Below are 22,298 nucleotides of genomic sequence, written 5' to 3' on the forward strand. Positions count from 1 at the left end.
GATGCCGGGGTCGTCCGAACGGCCGACCCCGACCCCGGGGAACCCTCAGTACTCCTCGGGGGCCAGGTCGGGGAACTCCTCCAGGAGCAGCCGCGGCAGCCCCGGGACGGTCCACTCCCCGCACAGGTCGATCGCGGCCTGCGCGACCGCCTCCTCGAAATCCTCGAACGCGCCCGAGAGTTCGGCGGGCATCGGCAGCCCGCGGGAGTTCAGCTCGGCCAGGTTGCGGTAGCTGCGCCGCATCAGGCCCTGCTCCAGCAGCCGCCGGGCCCCGTCGGTGGAGACCCCGATCAGCAGCGGGCGCCCCGGCTGGTCCCAGTTGCCGTCCCCGTCCAGGCCGGGCGCCCGGTCGAAGGCGGCGAACCGCTCCTCCTCCGGCAGCTCCCGGAACGCCGCCAGCCACTCCCGCACCCGGCCGAGGTCGCCGGTCGGCACCCCGTCCGCGCGCAGCAGCAGCGCGTACAGCCGGGGCCAGGTCACCAGGTCGGAGCGGCGCAGCAGGGTGAGCAGCACCTCGCCCTGCCAGTCCGCCTCGGCGCGCAGCTTCTCCGCGCGCTTGGCGTTCAGCCGGCGGGCCGCCCGCTGCCACTCGATCAGCAGCCGCACCGCCGCCGGGTACCGGGCCGGGTCGCCGTCCGGCTGCACGTACAGGTGCAGCTGCTCGTACAGCAGGTGCTCCAGCACCGGGGAGGACAGCTCGGGGAGGCCGTCGTGCAGCCGGGCCCCGCCCAGCTCCAGCAGCGTCAGCACCGTCCGCACCGCGGGTTCGGGCACCGGGTCGAGGCCCGCTCCGGCCGCCCAGTCCAGCAGGTCGGCGGCGCGGGTGCGGGGCAGCAGGTGCAGGTCTTCGTCGTCCACCCCCGGTACGGTAGCCGGTCGCCGCGGGGGCGCCCGGTAGGGTCGGCGGCCATGGAGACCCTCCGGCTGGCCGGCCCCCGCCTCACCCTGCGGGAGTACCGGCACACCCCGGAGGAGGTGGCCGCGCTGCACGCCGTGCACGGCGACCCCGAGACGGTCCGCCACCTGCCGTTCGGCGTCCGGGACTTCGAGGACTGCGCCGACCAGCTCGAGCTGTACCTCGAAGCGGCCGAGGAGGAGCCCCGGACGCACTACCGGCTGGCCGTCGACGACCCGGCGGGGGAGCCGGTCGGCCAGGCCGCGCTCACCCGCGAGGGCGAGCACGCCGCCTGGCTCGGCTGCGTCCTGCGCCGCGACACCTGGGGCCGGGGCCACGCCGCCGAGGTCACCGCGCTGCTGTGCCTGCTCGGCTTCGAGACCCTCGGCCTGTACCGGCTGGCCGCCCGCTGCGACCCGGCCAACACCGCCTCGGTGAAGGTCCTGACCAGGGCCGGTTTCCGGTACGAGGGACGGATCCGGGCCGAGTCGCACCGGGACGGCGCCTGGCACGACGCGCTGCAGTACTCGCTGCTCGCCCCCGAGTGGAGCGGCCCGTCCTGGCGGCGCGCGGGGGCGGGCCACTGAGCCCGCCCCCAGGGAGAACCGGGGGTTAACCCCACCACGAAGTCGGCAGCAGGCGTCATTACGCCGGACCGGACGGCGCGGCAGATTGGTACTCGTGCCCGGCACCGCCGACCGGCGGAGCCGCCCGACGACCCGAAGGACCGCGGATGTCCACCGCTGCGTACCCCGCCACCGCCCCCGGCGGCCACCCCGACCGGCCCGGGTTCTGGCGCGCCCCGTTCTCCCGGGAGACCTTCCAGGAGTTCGGCTTCGTGCTCACCGGCCTGCCGATGGCCGTGCTCGGCTTCACCCTGGTCGTCACGCTCTTCTGCACCGGCCTCGGCCTCGCCGTGACGGTCATCGGCCTGCCCGTCCTCGCCCTGCTGCTGGCCGTCGCCCGCGGCCTCGGCGGCGCCGAACGGCTGCGGATCCGCACCATGCTCGGCGAGGAACTGCCCGCCCCACCGGAGCTGACGGTCCGCCGGGAGGGCGCCTGGGGCCGGATCACCGCCCGGCTGGCCGACCCGGCCGGCTGGAAGGCCGCGGTGCACCAGTTCGCGATGCTGCCCTGGGCGATCTTCAGCTTCACGGTCTCCACCGTCTTCTTCACCCTCGGCTGGTCACTCGCCCTCTTCCCCGTCTACCAGTGGGTGTTCCGCCGCTACACCCCCTGGGACGGCTACCGGGTCGCCGAATGGACCACTTCGGACGGCGCCCACCACGTCTACGAGATCACCTCGCTCTGGCAGATCGCCGGCGTCTGCCTGCTCGGCCTGGTCGTCCTCTTCCTCACCCCGCACCTGATCCGCGGCCTGACCGGCGTCAACCGGTTCGCCGCCCGGGCCCTGCTCTCCAGCACCGACTGAGACCACCGACCGGCCCCACCGACCGGCCCCACCGACCGGCCCCACCGACTGAGACCGCTGGCCGGGACCACCGACCGGACCAGCGACTGAACGTGCGACACCCCCGGGCCCGTGGTCGGATGACCACGGGCCCGGGCCGCACCCCGGGCCCGCCGAACGTCCGGAGGCCCCCGTGCGCCAGACCGCCCCGCCCAGGCCCGCGGCCGCCCAGCCCGTCCTGGTCACCTCCCGGCCGCTCGACGAGTACTGCGCCTGCTTCGGCCTCACCCGCGCCGAGCTCGGCCGGCTGACCGGCCCCGTCCTCGACTGCCCCGGCGGCGCCGCCGCCCTCGCCGCCGAGGCCCGCGAACTCGGCTGCGAGGTGGTCGCCGCCGACCCCGGCTACGCGCTCGGCCCGCACCGCCTCGCCGCGCTCGCCGCCGACGGCCGCGCCGTGATGGCCGACGCCATCCGGCGCGACCCCCGCGGCCACCTGCCCGCCGGCCGCCGGCGCCGCCCCGAGAAGTACCTGCGCAGCTGGGACCGCGCCCGCCGGCTGTTCGCCGCCGACGCCGCCGCCCGCCCCGAGCGCTACGTCGCCGCTGCGCTGCCCCGGCTCCCGTTCGCCGACGGCACCTTCGCCCTCACCCTCAGCTCCTACCTGCTGTTCGCCTACCCGGCCGTCTTCGGCCCCGCCGAACAGCTCCGCGCGCTGCGCGAACTCGCCCGGGTCACCGCACCCGGCGGCGAGGCCCGGGTCTACCCCCTGTACGACGAACGCGGCCGCCCCTGCCCGCACCTGACCGAACTGCGCGCCGCCCTGCGCCACCACCGCATCGCCAGCCGCGTCCTGCGCACCGGCCCGGGCGGCCGCGTCCTCGTCCTGCGGGCGCGCCCGGCTAGGCCCCGGCCCCGGCCCCGGTGAGCGCGCGCACCGCCCCCAGGTAGGCGCCCACCGCGTCCCGGCTGCGGGACAGGCACTCCACCCGCTCGACCAGCTGCCGGTACTCGCGCTCCAGCGCGGCCAGCGTCTGGGGCGCGGCGTCACGGACGTGGAACTGCCCGTCCAGCAGGCAGGGCAGCACCGTGCGGATGGTGCGGGTGGACAGGCCGGAGGCCAGCAGCGAGCGGATCTGCCGGACGCGCTCCACCAGCGCCTCGTCGTACTCCCGGTAGCCGTTCGCGGACCGCCCCGGCTTCAGCAGCCCCTGCTCCTCGTAGTAGCGCAGCAGCCGGGGCGCCACCCCCGTCCGGGCCGCCAGTTCGCCGATCCGCACAGCTTCCCCCGTCCTCGGGAAGGACTTGACTCTCACACCGGTGTGAGAGTTCGACCATACCGGCATGGCAACCACGCACCCCGAAACCCGCACCCGGGCGGGGGCCGCGGCCGGAGCCCCGCGCCTGCGCTGGTCCCCGCTGCTGGCCCTGGCCACCGCCGCCTTCCTCGGCATCGTCACCGAGGCGCTGCCCGCCGGCGTCCTCCCCGAGATGGCCCGCGACCTGCGGGTCGGCGAATCCGCGATGGGCCAGTCGCTGACCGGCTACGCCCTCGCCACCGGCCTGTCCGCGATCCCGCTGGCCCGGGCCACCGCGCACTGGTCCCGCAAGCGGCTGGTGCTCGCCGCCGTCGCCGTCCTGCTGCTGGCCGACGCCGTCACCGCGCTCTCCCCGTCCTACCCGCTCACCATGGCCGTCCGGATCGCCGCCGGCGTCGCCGTCGCCGCGATCTGGGCCGAACTCGTCGGCTACGCCCGCCGGCTGACCCCGCCCGAACTGCACGGCCGGGCCATCGCCGTCACCGGCCTCGGCGTGCCGCTCGCGCTCTCCCTCGGCATCCCGCTCGGCACCTGGTCCGGCCGGCTGATCGGCTGGCGGCCCACCTTCGCGCTGGTCGCCGTCCTCGCCGCCGCCCTGCTGCTGTGGATCGCCGCCGCCGTCCCCGACGCCCTCGGCCGCCGCCGCGGCGACCGCCCCGAACCCGTCCGCGCCGCGCTCCGGCTGCCCGGCGTCCGGCCCGTGCTGTTCGTCACCGGCGCGTACGTCCTCGCCCACAACGTCCTCTACACGTACGTCGCCGCGCTGCTCGACCACTCCGGCGCGGCCGGCCGCCGCGACCTGCCGCTGCTCGTCCTCGGGCTCGCCTCGGTGCTCGGCCTCGCCGTCACCGGCCTGCTGGTCGACCGGCGGCTGCGGCACCTCATGCTCGCCGCCACCGCCGCGTTCCTCGCCGCCGCCGGGCTCCTGCTGCTGCCCGCCCCCGCCGCGCCCCTGGTCCTGCTGGCCGCCGCGCTCTGGGGCCTCGGCTGGGGCAGCGCCGCCCCGCTCTTCCAGACCGCCGTCTCCGACGCCGGCGGCGAGCGCGGCCAGACCCTGCTGGTCGCCACCTGGAACACCTCGATGGGCCTCGGCGGCGCCACCGGCGGCCTCCTGCTCGACCTGCTCGGCCCCGGCTCCTTCCCCTGGTTCGCCCTCGCCCTGCTGGTCCCCGTCCTCACCGTCACCGCCCTGGCCCGCCGCCACGGCTTCCCGCCCCGCCGCGACGCGACCACCCCCGGGACCGCCCCCGCGACCGCCCCCGGGAACGCAGACGGCCCGCGGGCTGCTCCTCGGACCGCCGCCCCCTGGGGGGACGGCGACCGAGGCACCGGGGATGTGCCGGTGAGCCCGCGGGCCGGGTGACTGCTGGGAATTCGCCTGAGCCGGAGACCTGACGGCCTCACCACTGCACAGGCAGGGGCGGCTCTAGCGAGCAGCCACCTCACGCATCCTGAAGGAACTCAACTCAGGATCACCTCCTTTCAGTGTGCGGCCACCTTAGGCACCGTCCGCCGGACCAGGCAACGGATTTATTCGGCCAGACACGACGAAGGCCCGGAGGCGGTGCCTCCGGGCCTTCGTTGCTACTGAGTAGCGGGGACAGGATTTGAACCTGCGACCTCTGGGTTATGAGCCCAGCGAGGGTCCGCGGCGGGCTGCGGTTCGGGCCGCGGTTCGGGCAGCGGCTCACGGGGACGGTCGCCGCCGTCCGGGCGCCGGGGCGACCGGCGCCTTCGTCGACGTCGGCCCGCCGGTGGCCGGTTTCGTCCACGCCCTGCTGCTGCCCGAGGACGCGGAGCGCTGGCCGCGCGGGGGCGAGGGGGCGCGGAGGCCGAGTTCGAGGTCTGGTGGGCCGACGACCGGCGCGAGGAGTGAACGCGGGCACGACGAAGGCCCGGAGGCGGTGCCTCCGGGCCTTCGTTGCTACTGAGTAGCGGGGACAGGATTTGAACCTGCGACCTCTGGGTTATGAGCCCAGCGAGACCAGGGCCGCGAAGCACGGCACCATCACCAGGCCGTACACCAGCAGGAAGCCGTCCGTGCCCAGCCCGGCGGCGGCGTTCCACACCCCGTGCAGGCCCATCGCCAGCAGCAGGCCCGCCGGGGCGCCCAGCCGGGCGAGCCGGCGTCGGCCGGTGGTCAGGGTGAGCGCCAGGCCCAGCCCGGTCAGCGCGGTGAACAGCGGGTGCGCGAACGGCGAGAGCAGCGCCCGCAGGACGAAGGTGTGCACCGTCCCGTCGAAGTCCCGCAGGCTGGGCGGCTCGCCGAGGCCGATCGCGTCCAGCCGGGCCTGCCGGTCCGCGGTGAACGCCCGCCCCAGGTAGAGCGCGTTCTCGGTGAACGCGAACCCGCAGGCCGTCACCCCGCCCAGCACCACCCCCGCCGCCAGGGTGCGCGGGCGGGAGCGGGCCCGCCGCCGGCCCCCCGGGGCCGGGCGGAAGTGCGCGGGGCGGCCGGTGCAGGGGCGGTGCCACAGCAGGCGGCGCCAGCGGCCGCACGGGCGGTCCGCCTCGCAGCGGTGCCGCCGCCGCAGCGGCAGCAGCAGCACCAGCAGCGCCGAGCCCTTCGCGATCTCCTCGATCAGCGGCGTCGCGAACTCCGCGCCGAGCGTCTCGCCGCGCGCGCCCCGGTGGGCGATCAGGAAGTCGCTGGCCCACCCGTTCGCCAGGATCGCCACCGTGGTCGCGGCGCACGCCCCCCAGGCCAGGCAGAACAGGGTGTGCCGGGTCGGCACCCGCGCGGTCCGGTTCAGCCAGGCCAGCGCGCCCAGCACGAACGGCAGCGGCAGCAGCGCCAGGCCCAGCCCCACCAGCAGCCCCGTCGTCCCGGTCTGCCGCTGCACCAGGCGCAGGATCAGCACCCCCGAACCGGCCAGCGCCAGCGCCGCCACCGCCGAGGACACCGCGGGCCGCCGCAGCGGCCACAACCGCCGCCACAGCGGCGGCACCGTCCGGGCCGCGGCCGGGCCGCCCTGCTGTCCGGGGATCCGCCCGCTCAGCACCGGCCGCTGCGGCGACCGGCCCGGGAGCAGCCCGCCGGACCGGCGCGCGGTCGGTCCGGGGAGCGACCGAAAGCCGGTGGGGGTCGGGGAATCGGCGGCCGTGGCGGCGGCCACCACGGGCGGGCCGGGGGAGGCCTTGCCGCTGGGCGGACTGCTCACCCGCAGCAGCGTAGGCGAACCCCTCCCTCCGGGGGGAGGGGTCGGAACAATACGCATCCGACCGGTGACCGATCGTCAGCACGGCGGAGCGGCGCCCACCGCCCGGCCGGACCCGTGACATCCGTCATGCCGAGCCGGTGACGGCGGATCCTGGGGCGGCACCGGCCCCGGCGGGCACAGTGGTGACCACCGCGGGGAGGGCCCGGCGGGGCGGGAACGACACGGGAACCACACGGGGGAGACACCATGGGCAGCACCACGATCGCGACGGCCGTCCGCACCGCGGAGGCGCCCGTCGATGCGCTGAACGTCGAGGCGCCGGCCGTCGAGGCGCCGGCCGTGACGCCGAGCGTCGCCGAGATGCGGCTGCCGGTCTGGTTCTTCGGCTTCGAGGGCGTCCTGGCCGGGGCCTTCGACCTGCTGCGCGCCGCCCCCTCGGCCTGGCCCGCGCTGGTCGCCCTGGCGGTCGTCAACATCGGCGTCTCGCTGACCCTGATGCGCCCCCGCCTCAAGCTCGCCAAGCTGCTGTGGCGCGGCAAGGGCACCCGCAACGTGGCCCTCGGCCTGGTCGGCCTGCGCCTGGGCAGCCACCTGGTGCTCGGCCTGCTCGGCACGGCGGTGACCACCGCCCTCGGGCACGTGCTGTTCGCGCTGGTGATGAGCACGGTGACGGTCGCCCTGCTCGCCTACGTCCAGCGGACGGCGCTCGGCGCGCTGGTCGCCGCCGGCAAGGCCACCGCCTGAGCGGGTCGGCCCGGTCGGCCCGGGGGCGTCAGCGGCGGCGGAACAGCAGGTCGTGCACCACGTGGCCCTTGGCCAGGCCGGCCCGCTCGAACTTCGTCACCGGGCGCCACCCGGGCCGCGGCGCGTACCCGGGCACGCTGCCCGCCGGGTGCTCGGCCGGTTCCAGCCAGGCGGAGCCGTCGCCCTCCGGGTGCAGGTTCACCAGCTCCGGCGAGGCCCCCAGCACCGCCAGCATCTGCTCCGCGTACGGCTCCCAGTCGGTCGCGCAGTGCACCAGCGCGCCCGGGGCCAGTCGGGGCAGCACCAAGTCCAGGAACGAGGCCTGGATCAGGCGGCGCTTGTGGTGCTTCGGCTTGGGCCAGGGGTCCGGGAAGAAGACCCGCAGGCCCGCCAGCGAGGCGTCCGGCAGCATGTCGCGCAGCAGGATCACCGCGTCGCCCGCCGCGAGCCGGACGTTCTCCGAGCCGTCCCGCTCCAGGAACTGCAGCAGGTTGCCGTGGCCCGGGGTGTGGACGTCGGCCGCGAGGATGCCCGAGGACGGGTCGGCGGCGGCCATCGCGGCCGTGGTGTCGCCCATCCCGAAGCCGATCTCCAGCGTCACCGGACGGCCGTCGAACAGCGCCGGCAGGTCCAGCGGAGTCCCGTCGATCGCCAGCCCGTACCGCTCCCAGCCGCGGTCCAGCGCGCTCGCCTGCGCCTTGGTCATCCGGCCGCGGCGCGGCTGGAAGCTGCGGATCCGCTGCTCGCGGTGCTGGGCCTCGGTGGCCTTGTGCGGGTACATCGGCGCGGGGTACGCCGCCGGGGCGGCGGAGAGCCGGGCCGACGCGGACAACTGGGTGCTGGGGGCGGAGGAGGTCACAATCACACGAGTCTAAGGGAGCCGCGGCGCGGGCCCGGGGGCGTGCGTTCCCGCCCTGCTCACTCCGCCCGCAGCGCCGCCACCGCCCGGCGGGCGACCTCGCGGCCGATGCCGAGCGAGGCCGTCGCCGCCGGCGAGGGCGCGTTGAGGACGTGGACGGTCCGGCGGGGGGGGCGGGGGTCGGCGGGGTCGAAGCCGGCGAAGGCGAAGTCGTCGAGGAGGGTGCCGTCCCGGGCGACGGCCTGGGCGCGGACACCGGCGGTGGCGGGGACGAGGTCGGCCTCGGTGACGGCGGGCAGCAGGCGGCGGACGGCGGTGGTGAAGGCGCGCTTGGAGAGCGAGCGGTGCAGTTCGCCGAGCTCGTGGCGCCAGTGCCGGCGGGCGATCCGCCAGGTGCCGGGGAAGCGCACCGTCTCGGCGGTGTCCCGGGCGCTGAAGGTGCGCCAGTCGTAGCCCTCGCGGGCCAGCGCGGGCACCGCGTTCGGCCCGACGTGGACGTCGCCGTGGACGCCCCGGGTGAGGTGCACGCCGAGGAACGGGAACGCCGGGTCGGGGACGGGGTAGACCAGCCCGCGCACCAGCGTCCGCCGCTCGGGCGCCAGTTCGTAGTACTCGCCGCGGAACGGGACGATCCGCACCCCCGGGTCGTCGCCGGCCAGCCGGGCGATCCGGTCGCTGTGCAGCCCGGCGCAGTTGACCAGCACCGCGCAGCGGACCTCGCCGCGCGGGGTGGTGACGGTGACGCCGTCCGCCCGCCGGGCGATGCCCAGGACGGGGGTGCCGAGCCGCAGTTCGGCCCCGGCCGCGCCCGCGAGGTCGGCGTAGCGGCGGGCCACCGCCGGGTAGTCGCAGATGCCGGTGGTGGCCAGGTGCAGCCCGGCGACGCCGGTGACCTCCGGCTCGTGCGCGCGGATGCCGGCCGGGTCGAGCTCGGTCAGCGGGATGCCGTTGGCGCGGCCGCGCTCGGCGAGCGCGGCGAGGCGGGGGAGCTCGGCCGGGTCGGTGGCGACGATCAGCTTGCCGGTGACCTCGTGGGCGATGCCCTGCTCGCGGCAGAACGCGACCATCTCGCGGGCCCCGCCGGTGGCGTACCCGGCCTTGAGCGAGCCGGGCCGGTAGTAGACGCCGCTGTGGATCACCCCGCTGTTGCGGCCGGTCTGGTGGGTGGCGGGGGCGGCCTCCTTCTCCAGCACGGCGACGCTGGTGCCGGGGTGCTCCCGGGTCAGGGCGTACGCGGTGGACAGGCCGACGATGCCGCCGCCGACCACCAGGACCTGGACGTCGTGCTTCAACCCCGCCACCCCTCGACTCGGAAGACCGCTCCGAATGCTGCCACGGCGGGGCCGGGGGCGGGTCAAGTCGACGAAGTGGCCAGGACCAGGCGGGCGCGTTCGGTCAGCTCCTTGACGCGCTGCTCGTTCTGGAAGGGCTCCAGGCGGCGCAGCAGCTCGACCATGTACTCGCGGCTGCGGTGCGAGGAGATCCGCCCGGCCACCTCGACGGCCCGCTCGCCGGCGGCCACCGCCGCGTCCAGGTCGCCGGCCTCGGCCTCGGCCATCGCGGAGACCACCAGCCGCAGGCCGTGCGAGCGGACGTACCCCTCGGTCGGGCGGGCCAGCGCCTCGCGGGTGAACTGCCGGACCTTGGACGGGACGCCGAGGTCGCGGAAGCACTCGGCGGCGTCGGCGGCGAGGCGGTCGTAGGCGAAGAAGTCGATCCAGGTCGGGTCCGGGTCGCCGGGGCGGGCGCGGTCCAGGGCGGTCTCGGCGGCGGCCAGCGCGGTGGCGCAGGCCGGGGCGTTGCCGGCCTTGGCGTGGGCGCGGGCCTCGACCAGGTGGAAGAAGCTCATGGTGCGGGCGGTGGCCAGGCCCCGGTTGCGCTCCAGGGCGGCCTGGGCGAGGTCGACCGCCTCGTCCGGGAAGGAGCGGTAGGCGGCCTGCAGGCTCATCGAGGCCAGCACGTACCCGCCGAGCGGGACGTCCCCGGCCGCGCGGGCCAGCCGCAGGGCCTGGATGTAGTAGCGCTGGGCGGCCTCGTGCTGGCCGGTGTCGAAGGCCATCCAGCCCGCCAGCCTGGTCAGTTCGGCGGTGGCCCCGAACAGCGCCCGGCCCACCGCGTCGCTGTACGAGGCGAGCAGCAGCGGGGCGGCCTCGACCCGCAGGCACTCCGGCACCATCGAGGAGCGCCAGTCGCCGCCGCCGTACTTGGAGTCCCAGCGGCGGGCCTCCTGGGCGGCCTCGCGCAGCTTCGCGGCGTCCGAGTGCCCGACCCGGTAGCCGGCCAGGTCGGGGACGGCCTCGCGGGCCACCGAGCCGTCGGCGGGCGTGATCAGCCAGCGCGAGACGGGCGTGGCGTACGCGGCGACCGAGAAGGTGCCGGCCAGGCTGTCGCTCCACCGGCCGCCGCCGGGGCCGCGCCGCAGGTCCAGGTCGACCCGCCACAGTTCGGTGGCGGAGCGGACCGCCTCCGGCACCTCGCGCGGGAACTCCAGGCCCAGCTCGGGGGTGGGGTGCGAGTCGGCGAGGCCGATCTCCTCCAGCGGGACGGGGCGGCCCAGCTTGTTGCCGAGCGCGGTGGCGATCAGGTGCGGCACCGGGCGCTGCGGGACCATCCCCTTGGTGACCCAGCGGGCCACCGAGGTCTTGTCGTAACGGAGCGTCAGGCCGCGCTGCGCGCCCAGGTCGTTGACCCGGCGGGCGAGCCCGGCGTTGCTGATCTGGGCGAGCGCGAGGAGTGCCCCGAGCCGGTCGTTCGGCCCTCGTGAGCTGACGGTCATGGTGGCGGTGGCACCCCCTGGCGACGTCGTGCGCGGATGGCGGCGGGTCGCGACGGCCGCGGCGCGCCACCGGACTGCTTGCACCTAGCGTAGTCGTCCGCGTTCCGAGGGTTAAGGGGCTGCATTCCGGTTGGCGGGAACGCGCCGCGCCCGCGCCGGGCGCCCGGACGCCCGGCCGGTACCCCGGGAGCGATTGCCGGACGCCCGTGCTCCGGTCCCGTGCCCGCGTGCGCCATCCGTGCTCCCTGGCCGCAGCGGCAGGTGGGCGATTCGCTAAAGCCTGTGGATCGGCCCGCCGTCGAGGACCCGGCGGGCCGGGGGAAACGCTGCCTCATTCCCCGCGGGCAGCTGCGCGTCCGGGAGGGCATGCGGATGCCCTCCCGGGTCGTGCAACGGCTTTCGGCCAACTTCGGTCGGACCGTGGCGGTCGCGGCCGTCCCCGCACCGCCCTGCCCGGCCACCGGCCTTGCCCCGGGCGGCAGTTGGAGACCCGCACGGCCCGGGCCCCGGAGGGGGAGGCCCGGTCCGTGCGTTCCCGGGGGCCCGGAAGCCCGACCCGTGCCCGAAAGCCCGGCGCTCATCCGCCCCATCGGTGGCACGATGTCTCCTGACGGCGCGCCAACCCCACCCGCCCGCCCGGGGTTTCGCCGCGCGCCCGCAGCACCACAGGTGGAGGCGCGATGCGGTGGCTCACCGGCTGGAGCGGCCTGACCGCCGCCGACCCGGCCCTCGCCGCGGTCCGCCCGCTGGCCGGCACCCTGCTCTGGGGCGGCCTGGGCCCGCTCTGGGCGGTCGGCGACTGGCGCCCCGACGAACTGCGCCTCGCCGTGCTCCGCCCCGGCGGCCCCGCCACCGTCCGCGGCGGCCTCGACCCGGGCGACCCCACCGACAGCGCCGACCACGACACCCCCGCCACCCTGCGCCTCGCCGTCGCCGGCCGCTGCGGCGCCACCGACCGCGAACTCGCCGACGGCCTGGCCGCCGCCCGCGGCGGCGCGCTGCGCCACCTCACCCACTGGCCCGGCAGTTACACCGTCGTGCTGCGCGCCGGCACCCGCTCCACCGTGCTGCTCACCGACCTGGCCGGCGCCCAGCCGGTCTTCCACACCCCGTTCGCCGGCGGCACCGCCTACGCCACCGCCGCCCTCCCGCTCGCCGACCTGGTCGGCGCACCCGTCGACGCCGCCCACCTGGCCGCCCGGCTCGCCACCCCCGAGACCCCCGAGACGCTCGGCGACCGCACCCCCTACCAGGGCGTGCGCCGCGTCCCGCCCGGCCACGCGCTCGGCATCCGGGGCGGGCGGGCCGACCACAGCCCGTACCCGGAGGACCAGGCCGAGGAGCGCGCCGAGGCACCCGCCGTCCGCGAACTCACCCGCGCCCTGCTGGAAGCCGTCCGCTGCCGGGTCCGCGCCACCGCCCCCGCCGACCGTCCCCGGCTCGGCGTCGACCTCTCCTACGGCACCGCCTCCGCCACCGTCGCCCTGCTGGCCGCGGCCGTCCCGCTCCCCGCCGGGCCCGGCGCCGACACCGCCCCCGAGCGGTCCGCCGCCCGCACCGGCGCGATCAAGGGCTCCTGGGCCCGCCGCGCCGAACCGCCCGAACCCGAACCCCTCCCCGCCGTCACCCTCGGCGACGCCGACGGACTCGCCCTCGCCGTCCACGCCCCCCGCCTGCGCCACCTGGTCGTCCCGCCCGTCGCCCCGTACACCGGTCTCGCCGACCCCCTCGCCGGACCGCTCACCGACGAGCCCGGCCCCGCCCTGGTCGAGGCCGCCCGGCACGCCGCCGCGCACCGGGCCGGCGGCGCCGACCACCTCACCGGCCACGGCGCCCGCCAGGTCCTCGACGGCCACCCCGCCCGGCTCGCCGACCTGGTCCGCTCCGGCCGGTCACTCGACCTGCTCGCCCCGATCGCCGCCCTGGCCGGGGCCGACCGGGCCACCGCGGGCGCCCTCGCCGGCACCCTGCACACCCCCGTCACCGTCCTGCGCGCCGCCCGCCGCCTGGCCCGCGCCCGCTACGCCGACGCCCTCGACGACCTCGCCCTCGAGCTGACGCTCCGCCAGGAGCAGCCCGCCCAGCGGACGATGGGGCGCGCCCTGGCCGCCGACCTCGCCTGGCACCGCCCCGGCCCCGCCGCCCACCTGCTCGCCGACGAACCGCTCGCCGCCCTCGCCCAGCACCTGCGCACCGCGGCCCGCGACGGCGCCCCCACCGAACCCCCCGGCGCCCGCCGCGCCCGCCTCGCCCTGCACCGGCACGCCGCCCACTACCGCACCCTGGTGCACGCCACCGAACAGCACGGCCAACGCCTGCACGCCCCCTTCCTCGACAACCAGGTCGTCCGCGCCGCCCGGCTGCTCCCCGACGACCTGCGCCTGCAACCCGGCGCCCGGCACGCCCTGCTCGCCGCCGTGCTGGCCGGCGCCGGCCGCACCGACCTCCCCGCCGACTGGGGCCGCGCCACCGGCCCCGACCCGCACGACCCGGCCCGCCGCGGCCTGCGCGAGGCCGCCCCCGCGCTCACCGAACTGCTCGACCGCCCGCTGCTCGGCGAAGCCGGACTGATCGACACCCCCGCCGCCCGCAAGACCCTCGCCGCCGCCACCGACCCCGCGCAGAGCGTCCCGCCCGGCACCCTCGCCGCCCTCGCCGACCTGATCGCCGTCGAACTCTGGCTGCGCCGGCTGGCCGCCCGCCGCCCCGGCTCCTCCTGGACCGGCCTGCCCGCCCCGCGCCGCACCGCGCTCGAAACCTGACGGCCGCCGGGCCCCGGGTGCGCCTGCGCCGCCGACGGGCACCCGCTGGGTAGCGTCGGAAGACCCCCGCCCCCCTCCCCGGAGACCGCGCCATGACCGCCACCCTCCCCGTGCGGCGCGAACCGCCGCCGCCCGGCCCCGCGATCCTCACCGGCTGCGACGGCTCGGACGCCGCGCTCTGGGCCCTCGACCGCGCCATGACCGAGGCCGAGGCGCACCACCTCCCGCTGCACGTCCTCGCCGTGGTCAACCCCTCGCCGACCGGCTACCCGCCCGGCATGGCCGACCTGGTGCAGGAGAGCGTCGAGCGGCTGGTCGAGAGCATGTCCGACGGCCTGCGCCGCGCCGTCGCCACCGTCCAGTCCGCCCGCACCCGCCCGTACGCCGGGCAGCTCACCCTGCACGTCGTCCTCGGCAACGTCATCGAGGTCCTGCTGCAGGCCGCCGACGGGCGGCACACCCTGGTCGTCGGGACCCGCGGCAACGGCGGCTTCGCCCGGCTGCTGCTCGGCTCGGTCAGCACCGCCGCCGTGCACCACGCCACCTGCCCGGTGCTGGTCGTCCCCGCGCCCGCCGCCGAGGAGGGCTGAACCGGGCGACCGGAATGCCCACGAATGGTTGAGCGTTCACCTTCCGTCGAACGGCCGCCCGGTCGTCGAGCCGACCACCCCGACAGGAGCACGCCCGCCATGAAGGTCGAAATCTACTCGGACATCGCCTGCCCCTGGTGCTACGTCGGCAAGCGGCGCTTCGAGCAGGCGCTCGGGCAGTTCGAGGGCAAGGACGGCGTCGAGGTGGTCTACCGCCCCTACCAGCTCGTCCCCGACGCCCCCGAGCAGGCCCGCCCCCACCGCGAGTGGCTCGCCGAGCGCTACGGCCCGCAGTCCCTCGCCATGGACGCCCGGATCACCGAGGTCGGCAGGAGCGTCGGCATCGACTACGACTTCGAGGCCGCGCTGGAGGTCAACACCCTGCGCGCCCACCGCCTGCTCCACCTCGCCGAGACCGAGTACGGCGCCGCCGTCCAGGCCGCCCTCAAGGAGCGCCTGCTCAGGGCCCACTTCTCCGAGGGCGTCGACGTCGGCGACACCGAAGCCCTCGTCGGCCTCGCCGCCGAGACCGGCATCGACCGGGAGCGCGCCGCGGCGTACCTGGCCGGGAACGAGGGCGAGGCCGAGACGCTCGCCGCCCTCGCCGAGGCCCGCGCCATCGGCGTCACCGCCGTCCCCACCTTCGTCTTCGAGGGCAAGTGGGCCGTCCAGGGCGGCCAGGAGGCCGAGACCTTCCTCCAGGTGCTCCGCCAGGTCGAGGCCGAGACCGCCGGGCGGATCACCCCGGTCGCCCCGCCCGCGGCCACCTGCGAGGACGGCACCTGCGCGGTCTGAGCGGGCCCGTAGGCGCCGCGTCCCGCGTCTCAGCAGGTCAGCCGCGCCTGCGCCCAGTCCACCAGGTCGACCACCGGGACGGAGCCGCGGACCGGGGTGACCACCAGGCGGATCGACGTCTGGCCGTCCAGCGGGACGTGCACGGGGACGGGGCGGTCGCCCGGGGAGATCGCGGGGGAGCTCCACAGCACCCGGCCGTCGCCGCCCTGCACCGAGAACACCACCTCGCCGTACGTCACGCCGAAGTCGTCCAGCCCCGCGACGGCGTCGAAGGAACGGCAGGGGCGGTTCAGGTCGACGGTCACCCGCGAGGGCACCCGGGCCGCCAGCACGTGCTGGTAGCGGGTGCCGTGCAGCCAGGCCGAGGGCCGTTGCAGGACCTGGCCGCCGCCGCGGATGGTCGGGGTTTCGGCCGCGGCCCGGTGGCCCCGGTCCAACGGCACCTCGTCCAGCCAGAACTGGCGTGACGCCGACGGGGTGGGCGTCGGGGACGGCGTGGGCGTGGGCGTCGGTGTCGGCGTGGGGGTCGGCGGCGGCGCGGGCGCCGGGGCGGGCGGCGCCCCCCGGCGCGGGGTCGGCGTCGGGGAGGGCTTCGGCTTCGGCGACGGTTTCGGCGTGGGGGTCGGTGACGGCGTCGGGGACGGCGTGGGCGTCGGGCTCGGCGTCGGGCTGGGCGTCGGGGACGGCCTGGGGGCCGGCGGCGGCGGGGAGGTCTCCGGTACGGCGGCGGCCGGCGGCGCGGCCACCGGCGGGGCGGGCTCCGGCGAGCCGGTGAGCGCGAACGCGGCGACCGCCGCCGCGACCACGGCGATCCCGGCCGCGATCCCGGCCTTCGCCGCGGTGCCCAGCCCCTCCCCGGCCACCGCCGTCGCCCCGCCGCCGGACGAACCGGCGCCGCCGGTCGCGCCCGCGGCACCCGCGGTGGTGGTCGCCGCTCCGCCGGCCGCCGCCGCCCCGATCGCGCCGGTGACGGCGGCGCCGCCGACCGCCGCCGCGGCGACGGTGAACCAGCCGGTGCCGACCCAGAGCAGCGCGCCGCCGGGCAGCACGGCCCGCAGGCTGTGGTTGATGTCGGCGAGCTCCAGGTACGCGGCGGTGCAGCGGGCGCAGTCCTGGACGTGCTTGCCGACCTCCGCCGAGGCGCGCTTGCGCAGCGAGCCGCGGGCGTACGCGCCGAGCCGGTTGGCGTACCCGGCGCAGCCGGACTCCTGGCTGCCCGACACGTGCGCCTGCAGGAAGGCGGCGGCCAGCCGGTCGCGGGCCCGGTGGGCCTGGACGGCGGTGGCGTTGGCGGTCTTGCCGAGCATCACCGCGACGGTCTTGGGCGACTCCCGCTCGACCTCGGTGTGCCAGAGCACCACCCGGTCGTCCTCGGGCAGTTCGGCGTAGGCGCGCATCACCATGCGCTGGTCGGCGAGGGCCAGCGCCCAGGCGTCGGCGCCGGGGTCGGCGAGGTCGAATTCGACGGTGGCGGCGGAGGTCTCGGCGAACCCGGTGAAGTCGTCGACCAGTTGCTCGCGCCGGTCCGAACGGGCCCAGGCCGCGGCCACGTTCCGCACCGCGGTCAACAGGTAGGCCCGGACCGCGAACTCGGGTCCCTTGCCGGCCTTGAGCGCCTGCAGGGTGCGGGCGAACACCTCGCCCGCCAAGTCCTCCGCGGTGAAGCTGTCCCGGCAGCAGGTGCGGGCGTAGCGGCGGACGGCGTCCGCGTGCCGGCGGTAGACCTCCTCGTACGCGGCGTCGTCCCCGGCCCGCACCCGGGCGGTCAACTCGGCGTCGGAGGGCGGGCGTTCGCCGTCGACCGGGTCGGCGGGCGCGGGCACCGCGGTGCGCGCCGGAAGCTCCTCGCCGATGAACGCCTCGGGGGCGACGCCGCCCTGCCCGGCCGGGGCCTGGCCGGGCACCCGGCCGCTCAGCGACTCCCGGGCCGGGCTGCCGCCCTGGTCCGGCACCTGCCCCGGGGTCTCCAGGCCGGAGCCGAACTCGCCCGCGTCGCCCTGTTCTTCGGGGTTCACCTGGCACCGCCCCGGCGCGCGGCGCGCGACAGGAGCCGCCCCGCGGAATCGGCGGCGGTCACGGTGCGCAACGGAACAATGGCTCCAACCACGGGCAAAGAATGGCATAGCGCAGGGACCACCGGTAGCCGGGTCCGCCCCGGCCCACCCGTCCGGGCCGTCGCCCGCTGAAGTGTTCGGAGCCCGGCGGCACAGGCACCGCGCGTACCCGGAACGTTCCGCGCCGCTTCCGTTCCGGCCGGCGCTCCCGGGGGCTCCCCGTTCACCCGAACGGCGTGCCCCGACCGGCCCGGGACCCGCCCCGCGGCGGCCCGCCCGCACGGTGCGTCAGCTCCCCGCCCGGCGGCGCGGGTCAGGCCGCGCGCAGCCCCTGCAGCAGGATCTGCAGCAGCCGGTGACCGGCCCCGCCCTCGCTCTCGCCCTCCCGCACCGGGACGGCCGCCGAGGCGTGCACCGGCACCGCCGCCGTCAGCACCAGCACCACGTCGGCCACCGTCACCCCGGGGCGCAGCTCCCCGGCCGCGCCGGCCCGGGCCACCAGCGCCGCCAGCAGCTGCAGCAGCAGCCGCGGGTCGGCGCTCTGCTCGCCCTCGGCGACCGGCGCGCCGCCGAACGCCCGCAGCTCGGTGCCGCGCTGCTCGGGGACGCGGCCGATCTCCTCGGCGTACCGGAACGCCTCCGGCGGCAGCAGCCGCCCGGCGCCCGAGGCCGCCGCCCGCTGCAGGAAGCCAGCCAGCGCGTCCCACGGGCCGGTCAGCCCGCCGTACAGCGACTCCCGGGCCTGGGCGGTCAGCCAGGAGACCTCCTCGGCGGCGATCCGCTGGACCAGCACCTCCTTGCTCGGGAAGCGCCGGTACACGGTGCCCACGCCGACCCCGGCCCGCCGGGCGACCTCCTCCATCGGCGCCCCGTAACCGAGCTCGCCGAACACCTCACGGGCGGCCCGCAGCACGCTCTCCAGGTTCCGCCGGGCGTCCACCCGCAGGCGCGAGCCCGCGCCCCGCCCCGCCCCCTCCGGGCGCTCGCCGCCGGAGAAGCCGTACCGCTCCCGCTCGTCGGGGCCCCGCTGCTCCGGCACCACGTCCACCGTGGTCCGCCCGAACGCCGCGACCGGCACCCGCCCCGCCAACTGATCCTGCTCCGACATGCCAAACCTCCCCCGAGGCACCCCGTCCCGGGCACCCGAACGGCTACTGCGCCCCCTGGTGTGCGCTGCCGACACCGGCCGTGGTCCGACGTCCGCGCACTACCTTCCCCGGATGGCTCCCGAGCAGTCCGCGTCGGTGCCACCAGGTCCAGGACGAACGGACCGGCACCATCGGCGGTCCGAATCACAATCCGACCATAGTTCAGGGAAGTTCGCCGCAGAAGTGGACCACTCGTCGCCCCGGCCCGGTCCGATCCGGGCCCTACGTGCGGACAAATCCCCTCACGCACCGCCCGCGGGCCCACGTGAGACGAATCACAACCCGAGGATCCCCGCGCGGAACGCCTCCCTTCGTCCCGACTCGCCTATCTCCAGCAGCCCTTGACGAACAGTCAGGCTTCGCTAAAGGTGCCGCCTCGGTTCAACGCCAACGATCGGATGTACACATCCTCACTTCTGCCACATCCGTTCCACCGCCGACGCGACGACACGCTCGTACCGCGACCGCACACCCTGCCGACGGTGCCGTTCGGCGTCGGCTGTTCCGGTCCGACTCCTTGATCGACGTCGACGGGACGGCCAGGGCGATCACTCCGGCGGTTGCGCCCCGGATTGCACGGGGTTCCTCGCAGCCCGGCAGCCGGCAGGACCACCCCCACTGACCGCACCGGCACCCGCCCGCCCGCCGCCCCCGCCGCCCGCCGGCCGGGGCGGCGCGGTGTCTTCCGGGGCCCGCCCCGGGCAGCCGGATTCGGTCCGATCCGGCCCTGACTGTGGACAAGAGACCACCCGCGGGTGCGTCATAGGGGGAACGTGAAACGGGTCACAGCCCCAGGGCCGGCCGGAGGTGCCCCATTCGAGTCCTGATCATCGGCGGCGGCTGCGCCGGACTGAGCGCCGCGCTGCGCCTCCAGCAACTGCTGCGCGCCCAGTTGAAAGAGCGTCGGGTCGAGCTGACGATCGTCGAGCCGCAGCCCTACCTGACCTTCCAGCCGCTGCTGGCCGAGGTCGCCGCGGGCTCCATCGACCCGCGCCACGTGGTGGTCCCGCTGCGCGCCGCGCTCCCCGACTGCCGGGTGCTCACCGCCCGCGTCACCAGGATCGACCACGCCACCCGCACCGCCTGGGTGGACGCCGCCCCGCGCGGTGAGCTCCGGCTGCCCACCGAAGTCCCGTACGACGTCCTGGTGATGGCGCCCGGCTCGGTCTCCCGCACCGCACCCGTCCCCGGCCTGGCCGAGCACGGCATGGGCTTCGCCACTGTCGGCGAGGCGGTCGCCCTGCGCAACCACGTACTGGAACAGCTCGACCTGGCCTCCTCCACCCGCGACCCCGAACTGCGCCACGCCGCACTGACGTTCGTCTTCGTCGGGGCCGGCTACGCGGGCGTCGGCGCGCTCGCCGAACTGGAGGACATGGCCCGAACCGCCGCCAAGGGCTACCACAACCTCGACCCCGACGACCTGCGCTGGGTCCTGGTCGAGGCCAGGGACCGCATCCTCGGCGAGGAGACCTCCGAACTCGCCGCCCACACCCTCGCCGAACTGCGCGAACGCAACATCGACGTCCGGCTCTCCACCACCCTGGAGTCCGCCGCCGACCGGCTCATGGTGCTCTCCGACGGCAGCCGCTTCGCCGCCCGCACCCTGGTCTGGACGGCCGGCATCCGCCCCGCCCCCGTGCTCTCCCTCACCGACCTCCCGCTCGACGGCACCGGCCGGATCACCTGCCTGCCCACCCTGCGGATCGCCACCCCCGACGGCACCCCCCTGCCCGACGCCTGGGCCGCCGGAGACTGCGCCGCCGTCCCCGACCACACCGGCGAACCCTGCGCCCCCAACGCCCAACACGCCCTCGCCCAAGCCAAGTTGCTCGCCGAGAACCTGGCCGCCGAGCTGGCCGGCCGCCCGCTCACCGCCTATCGGCCCGAGCACCCCGCCTGCTCCACCTCGCTCGGCCTGCGCCGCGCCGTCGCCCACACCAGGCGCGGCACCCGGCTCACCGGCCGCCGGGCCTGGTGGCTGCACCGGGCCCGCCAACTGCGCCGCCTGCCCACCCGGGAGCGCCGGATCCGGGTGCTGACGGACTGGCTGTTCGGCGGCCTCTTCCAGCGCGAAATCGTTTCGCTGGGCACCATCGAGCACCCCCGGGCCGAGTTCGAGTCCGGTTTCACCGCCGGCCCCGGCGCCTGACCCGCAGCCCCCGCCGCCCGCCGTCCCGCCGTCCCGCCGTCCCACGTCACCGTCACCACCGCCGGCCCTTCTGCGGGAGCGCGATCCAGGCGCGCGCCCTCCAGAACGCGCCGTACCGGGGGCTCGACTTCCGGAATCACACCGGAGCCTGACAGGATCGACCCGACGGAGCCATCACGGCGAGTACAGAACCGCGCACACTTTGTGATCATCACACCGCAGTTGCCCTCCGCAGGTACCACCCCCATCAGTCCCCGAGGAAGCGGCCGACGTTGAACCTCATGCGCTGGAGCGCCCGGCTCACCGGAGCCGCCTGGCGGGCCACCCCCGCCACCGCGGACGAACCCGTCACCGTCCCCGGCCCGCGCGACCCGGCCGTCCCCGACCTCCGCGACGCCGAACAGCTCTACGACCTGCGCGACGTCCTGCGCCGCCTGCCGGCCCCCGTCGCACTCACCCACGGCCCCCGGCACCAGCTCGGCTACGCGAACCGGGCCTACCGAGACCTGTTCGGCGCCCGCACCCCCGGCCGCCCCGCCGCCGAGTCCCTCCCCGAACTCGCCGCCCTCGGCGTGCTCCCGCTGCTCGACCAGGTCCTGCGCAGCGGACGCCCGCGCAGCGTGAAGTCCCGCTGCATCCTCGGCCTCGGCGGCAACCGCTACTACAACATCGCCTGCGTCCCGCTCGGCCCCGACGAGCACGCCACCCCTGCCGGCGTCCTGATCTTCGCCACCGAGGTCACCGACCAGGTCCAGTCCGCCGGCCGCCTCCGCGAAGCCGAACGCCGCCAGCGCGAAGCCGCCGTCACCCTCCAGCACAGCCTCCTCCCGCAGAAACTCGAACAGCCCGCCGACCTCCACGTCGCCGCCACCTACCAACCCGGCGGAGCCGACGCCGCGGTCGGCGGCGACTGGTACGACGTCATCGGCCTCGGCGGCGGACGCACCGCACTCGTCATCGGCGACGTCATGGGCCGCGGCCTGCGCGCCGCCGCCGTCATGGGCCAGCTCCGCACCGCCGTCCGCGCCTACGCCCGCCTCGACCTCCCCCCGCACGAGGTGATGACACTCCTCGACGGCCTCGCCATGGAGATCGACGCCAACCAGATCGCCACCTGCACCTACGCCGTCTGGGACCCGACCGCCACCACCCTCGTCTACGCCTCCGCCGGCCACCTCCCCCTGCTCCTCCGCGGCCCCGACGGCACCGTCCTGCGCGGCGAGGAACAGAACGGCCCGCCCCTCGGCACCGGCGGCGTCGGCCACCTCTCCCACACCCTGCGCCTCCTCCCCGGCACCACCGGCGTCCTCTACACCGACGGCCTGGTCGAACGCCGCGACCAGGACATCGACCAGGGCATCGACCACCTCGCCCGCACCCTCACCGGCCCCGTCGGCACCGCCGAGACCGTCTGCTCCCGCCTGCTGCGCGCCCTCGGCGTCACCGCGGAGCACGACGACGACGTCGCGGTGCTGGTCTTCCAGGTGCCCCTTGATCCCGAGCCCGTGGGTGTGTAGAGTTCTTCGAGTTGCCTGACAGGGAGCACCGGACACGCATCTGTGTGGACGGTCCCGGGGCGGCCAATCCCCTGAGAAACCAGTTCGATGATCCGTGACGGGTCGCGTCCTTTTCGCG

General features: G+C 76.6%; 17 protein-coding genes and 1 pseudogene. 10 read left to right on the forward strand and 8 right to left on the reverse strand.

Annotated elements, in window-relative coordinates; all coding sequences use genetic code 11:
• Positions 1-45: 45 nt before the first annotated feature.
• Positions 46-858: a hypothetical protein gene (locus OO48_RS22960; RefSeq protein WP_033219308.1), complete on the reverse strand. Its 813-nt coding sequence runs from the start codon at positions 856-858 to the stop codon at positions 46-48.
• A gap of 51 nt (positions 859-909) precedes the next feature.
• Here OO48_RS22960 and OO48_RS35355 point away from each other — a divergent pair, with 51 nt between their 5' ends.
• From OO48_RS35355 to OO48_RS22975, 3 genes are all read left to right on the forward strand, one after another.
• On the forward strand, positions 910-1,482 hold the full coding sequence (locus tag OO48_RS35355) for a GNAT family N-acetyltransferase (RefSeq protein WP_051732542.1): 573 nt from the start codon (positions 910-912) through the stop codon (positions 1,480-1,482).
• A 146-nt stretch (positions 1,483-1,628) separates the two neighbouring features.
• On the forward strand, positions 1,629-2,327 hold the full coding sequence (locus tag OO48_RS22970) for a sensor domain-containing protein (RefSeq protein WP_033219310.1): 699 nt from the start codon (positions 1,629-1,631) through the stop codon (positions 2,325-2,327).
• 172 nt (positions 2,328-2,499) lie between these two features.
• Positions 2,500-3,231 carry a class I SAM-dependent methyltransferase gene (locus OO48_RS22975; RefSeq protein ID WP_051732544.1) on the forward strand — a complete coding sequence of 244 codons (732 nt, stop codon included), beginning with the start codon at positions 2,500-2,502 and terminating at the stop codon, positions 3,229-3,231.
• Here the strand turns inward: OO48_RS22975 and OO48_RS22980 are convergent.
• Complete coding sequence (locus OO48_RS22980; RefSeq protein WP_033219312.1) at positions 3,206-3,583, reverse strand: MerR family transcriptional regulator; 378 nt, start codon at positions 3,581-3,583, stop codon at positions 3,206-3,208. The genes OO48_RS22975 and OO48_RS22980 overlap by 26 nt on opposite strands.
• A 64-nt stretch (positions 3,584-3,647) precedes the next feature.
• Here OO48_RS22980 and OO48_RS22985 point away from each other — a divergent pair, with 64 nt between their 5' ends.
• Positions 3,648-4,985, forward strand: a complete 1,338-nt coding sequence (locus tag OO48_RS22985; RefSeq protein ID WP_081952303.1) for an MFS transporter — start codon at positions 3,648-3,650, stop codon at positions 4,983-4,985.
• 604 nt (positions 4,986-5,589) lie between these two features.
• Here OO48_RS22985 and OO48_RS36550 read toward each other — a convergent pair.
• The gene (locus OO48_RS36550) at positions 5,590-6,783 is read right to left on the reverse strand and encodes a PrsW family intramembrane metalloprotease (RefSeq protein ID WP_081952304.1); all 1,194 of its coding nucleotides are present in this window, start codon (positions 6,781-6,783) and stop codon (positions 5,590-5,592) included.
• Between the two features lie 246 nt (positions 6,784-7,029).
• Here OO48_RS36550 and OO48_RS23000 point away from each other — a divergent pair, with 246 nt between their 5' ends.
• Complete coding sequence (locus tag OO48_RS23000) at positions 7,030-7,527, forward strand: hypothetical protein (protein ID WP_051732546.1); 498 nt, start codon at positions 7,030-7,032, stop codon at positions 7,525-7,527.
• A gap of 28 nt (positions 7,528-7,555) precedes the next feature.
• Here the strand turns inward: OO48_RS23000 and trmB are convergent, their stop codons facing one another.
• The 3 genes from trmB to OO48_RS23015 all read right to left on the reverse strand — a co-directional run bounded on the left by trmB (position 7,556) and on the right by OO48_RS23015 (position 11,162).
• Positions 7,556-8,386: a tRNA (guanosine(46)-N7)-methyltransferase TrmB gene (gene trmB, locus OO48_RS23005; protein ID WP_033219314.1), complete on the reverse strand. Its 831-nt coding sequence runs from the start codon at positions 8,384-8,386 to the stop codon at positions 7,556-7,558.
• Between the two features lie 59 nt (positions 8,387-8,445).
• The gene (gene lhgO / locus OO48_RS23010; protein WP_033219315.1) at positions 8,446-9,678 is read right to left on the reverse strand and encodes an L-2-hydroxyglutarate oxidase; all 1,233 of its coding nucleotides are present in this window, start codon (positions 9,676-9,678) and stop codon (positions 8,446-8,448) included.
• Positions 9,679-9,740: 62 nt separating this feature from the next.
• Positions 9,741-11,162, reverse strand: coding sequence for an NsdA family TPR-like regulatory protein (locus OO48_RS23015; protein WP_033219317.1), 1,422 nt, complete (start codon positions 11,160-11,162; stop codon positions 9,741-9,743).
• Between the two features lie 680 nt (positions 11,163-11,842).
• Between OO48_RS23015 and OO48_RS23020 the strand changes: the two genes are divergently transcribed.
• The 3 genes from OO48_RS23020 to OO48_RS23030 all read left to right on the forward strand — a co-directional run bounded on the left by OO48_RS23020 (position 11,843) and on the right by OO48_RS23030 (position 15,309).
• Positions 11,843-13,924: an asparagine synthase-related protein gene (locus OO48_RS23020; RefSeq protein ID WP_033219319.1), complete on the forward strand. Its 2,082-nt coding sequence runs from the start codon at positions 11,843-11,845 to the stop codon at positions 13,922-13,924.
• A gap of 92 nt (positions 13,925-14,016) precedes the next feature.
• A complete protein-coding gene (locus tag OO48_RS23025; RefSeq protein ID WP_051732548.1) occupies positions 14,017-14,514 on the forward strand; it encodes a universal stress protein in 498 nt (165 codons plus the stop codon).
• 99 nt (positions 14,515-14,613) lie between these two features.
• Positions 14,614-15,309, forward strand: coding sequence for a DsbA family oxidoreductase (locus OO48_RS23030; RefSeq protein ID WP_033219321.1), 696 nt, complete (start codon positions 14,614-14,616; stop codon positions 15,307-15,309).
• 29 nt (positions 15,310-15,338) lie between these two features.
• Here OO48_RS23030 and OO48_RS40785 read toward each other — a convergent pair whose 3' ends face one another.
• Positions 15,339-17,324, reverse strand: a complete 1,986-nt coding sequence (locus OO48_RS40785) for a sigma-70 family RNA polymerase sigma factor (protein ID WP_280842433.1) — start codon at positions 17,322-17,324, stop codon at positions 15,339-15,341.
• A gap of 352 nt (positions 17,325-17,676) precedes the next feature.
• On the reverse strand, positions 17,677-18,471 hold the full coding sequence (locus OO48_RS23040) for a TetR/AcrR family transcriptional regulator (protein ID WP_081952306.1): 795 nt from the start codon (positions 18,469-18,471) through the stop codon (positions 17,677-17,679).
• A gap of 917 nt (positions 18,472-19,388) precedes the next feature.
• Here OO48_RS23040 and OO48_RS23045 point away from each other — a divergent pair.
• Positions 19,389-20,663: an NAD(P)/FAD-dependent oxidoreductase gene (locus OO48_RS23045; RefSeq protein WP_425338573.1), complete on the forward strand. Its 1,275-nt coding sequence runs from the start codon at positions 19,389-19,391 to the stop codon at positions 20,661-20,663.
• Between the two features lie 272 nt (positions 20,664-20,935).
• A pseudogene (locus OO48_RS23050) lies at positions 20,936-22,153 on the forward strand (PP2C family protein-serine/threonine phosphatase); the annotation flags it as partial.
• Positions 22,154-22,298: the final 145 nt, after the last annotated feature.

The organism is Kitasatospora phosalacinea (genome assembly GCF_000716545.1).
Taxonomy (GTDB): Bacteria; Actinomycetota; Actinomycetes; order Streptomycetales; family Streptomycetaceae; genus Kitasatospora; species Kitasatospora phosalacinea.

Excerpts from the sequence above, each read along its gene's own strand:
- OO48_RS23020 (WP_033219319.1), top strand. The coding sequence starts at position 11,843 with ATGCGGTGGCTCACCGGCTGGAGCGGCCTGACCGCCGCCGACCCGGCC.
- OO48_RS23000 (WP_051732546.1), top strand. The coding sequence starts at position 7,030 with ATGGGCAGCACCACGATCGCGACGGCCGTCCGCACCGCGGAGGCGCCC.
- OO48_RS35355 (WP_051732542.1), top strand. The coding sequence starts at position 910 with ATGGAGACCCTCCGGCTGGCCGGCCCCCGCCTCACCCTGCGGGAGTAC.
- OO48_RS22985 (WP_081952303.1), top strand. The coding sequence starts at position 3,648 with ATGGCAACCACGCACCCCGAAACCCGCACCCGGGCGGGGGCCGCGGCC.
- OO48_RS23030 (WP_033219321.1), top strand. The coding sequence starts at position 14,614 with ATGAAGGTCGAAATCTACTCGGACATCGCCTGCCCCTGGTGCTACGTC.
- OO48_RS22970 (WP_033219310.1), top strand. The coding sequence starts at position 1,629 with ATGTCCACCGCTGCGTACCCCGCCACCGCCCCCGGCGGCCACCCCGAC.
- OO48_RS23040 (WP_081952306.1), bottom strand. The coding sequence starts at position 18,471 with ATGTCGGAGCAGGATCAGTTGGCGGGGCGGGTGCCGGTCGCGGCGTTC.
- OO48_RS23025 (WP_051732548.1), top strand. The coding sequence starts at position 14,017 with ATGACCGCCACCCTCCCCGTGCGGCGCGAACCGCCGCCGCCCGGCCCC.
- OO48_RS23015 (WP_033219317.1), bottom strand. The coding sequence starts at position 11,162 with ATGACCGTCAGCTCACGAGGGCCGAACGACCGGCTCGGGGCACTCCTC.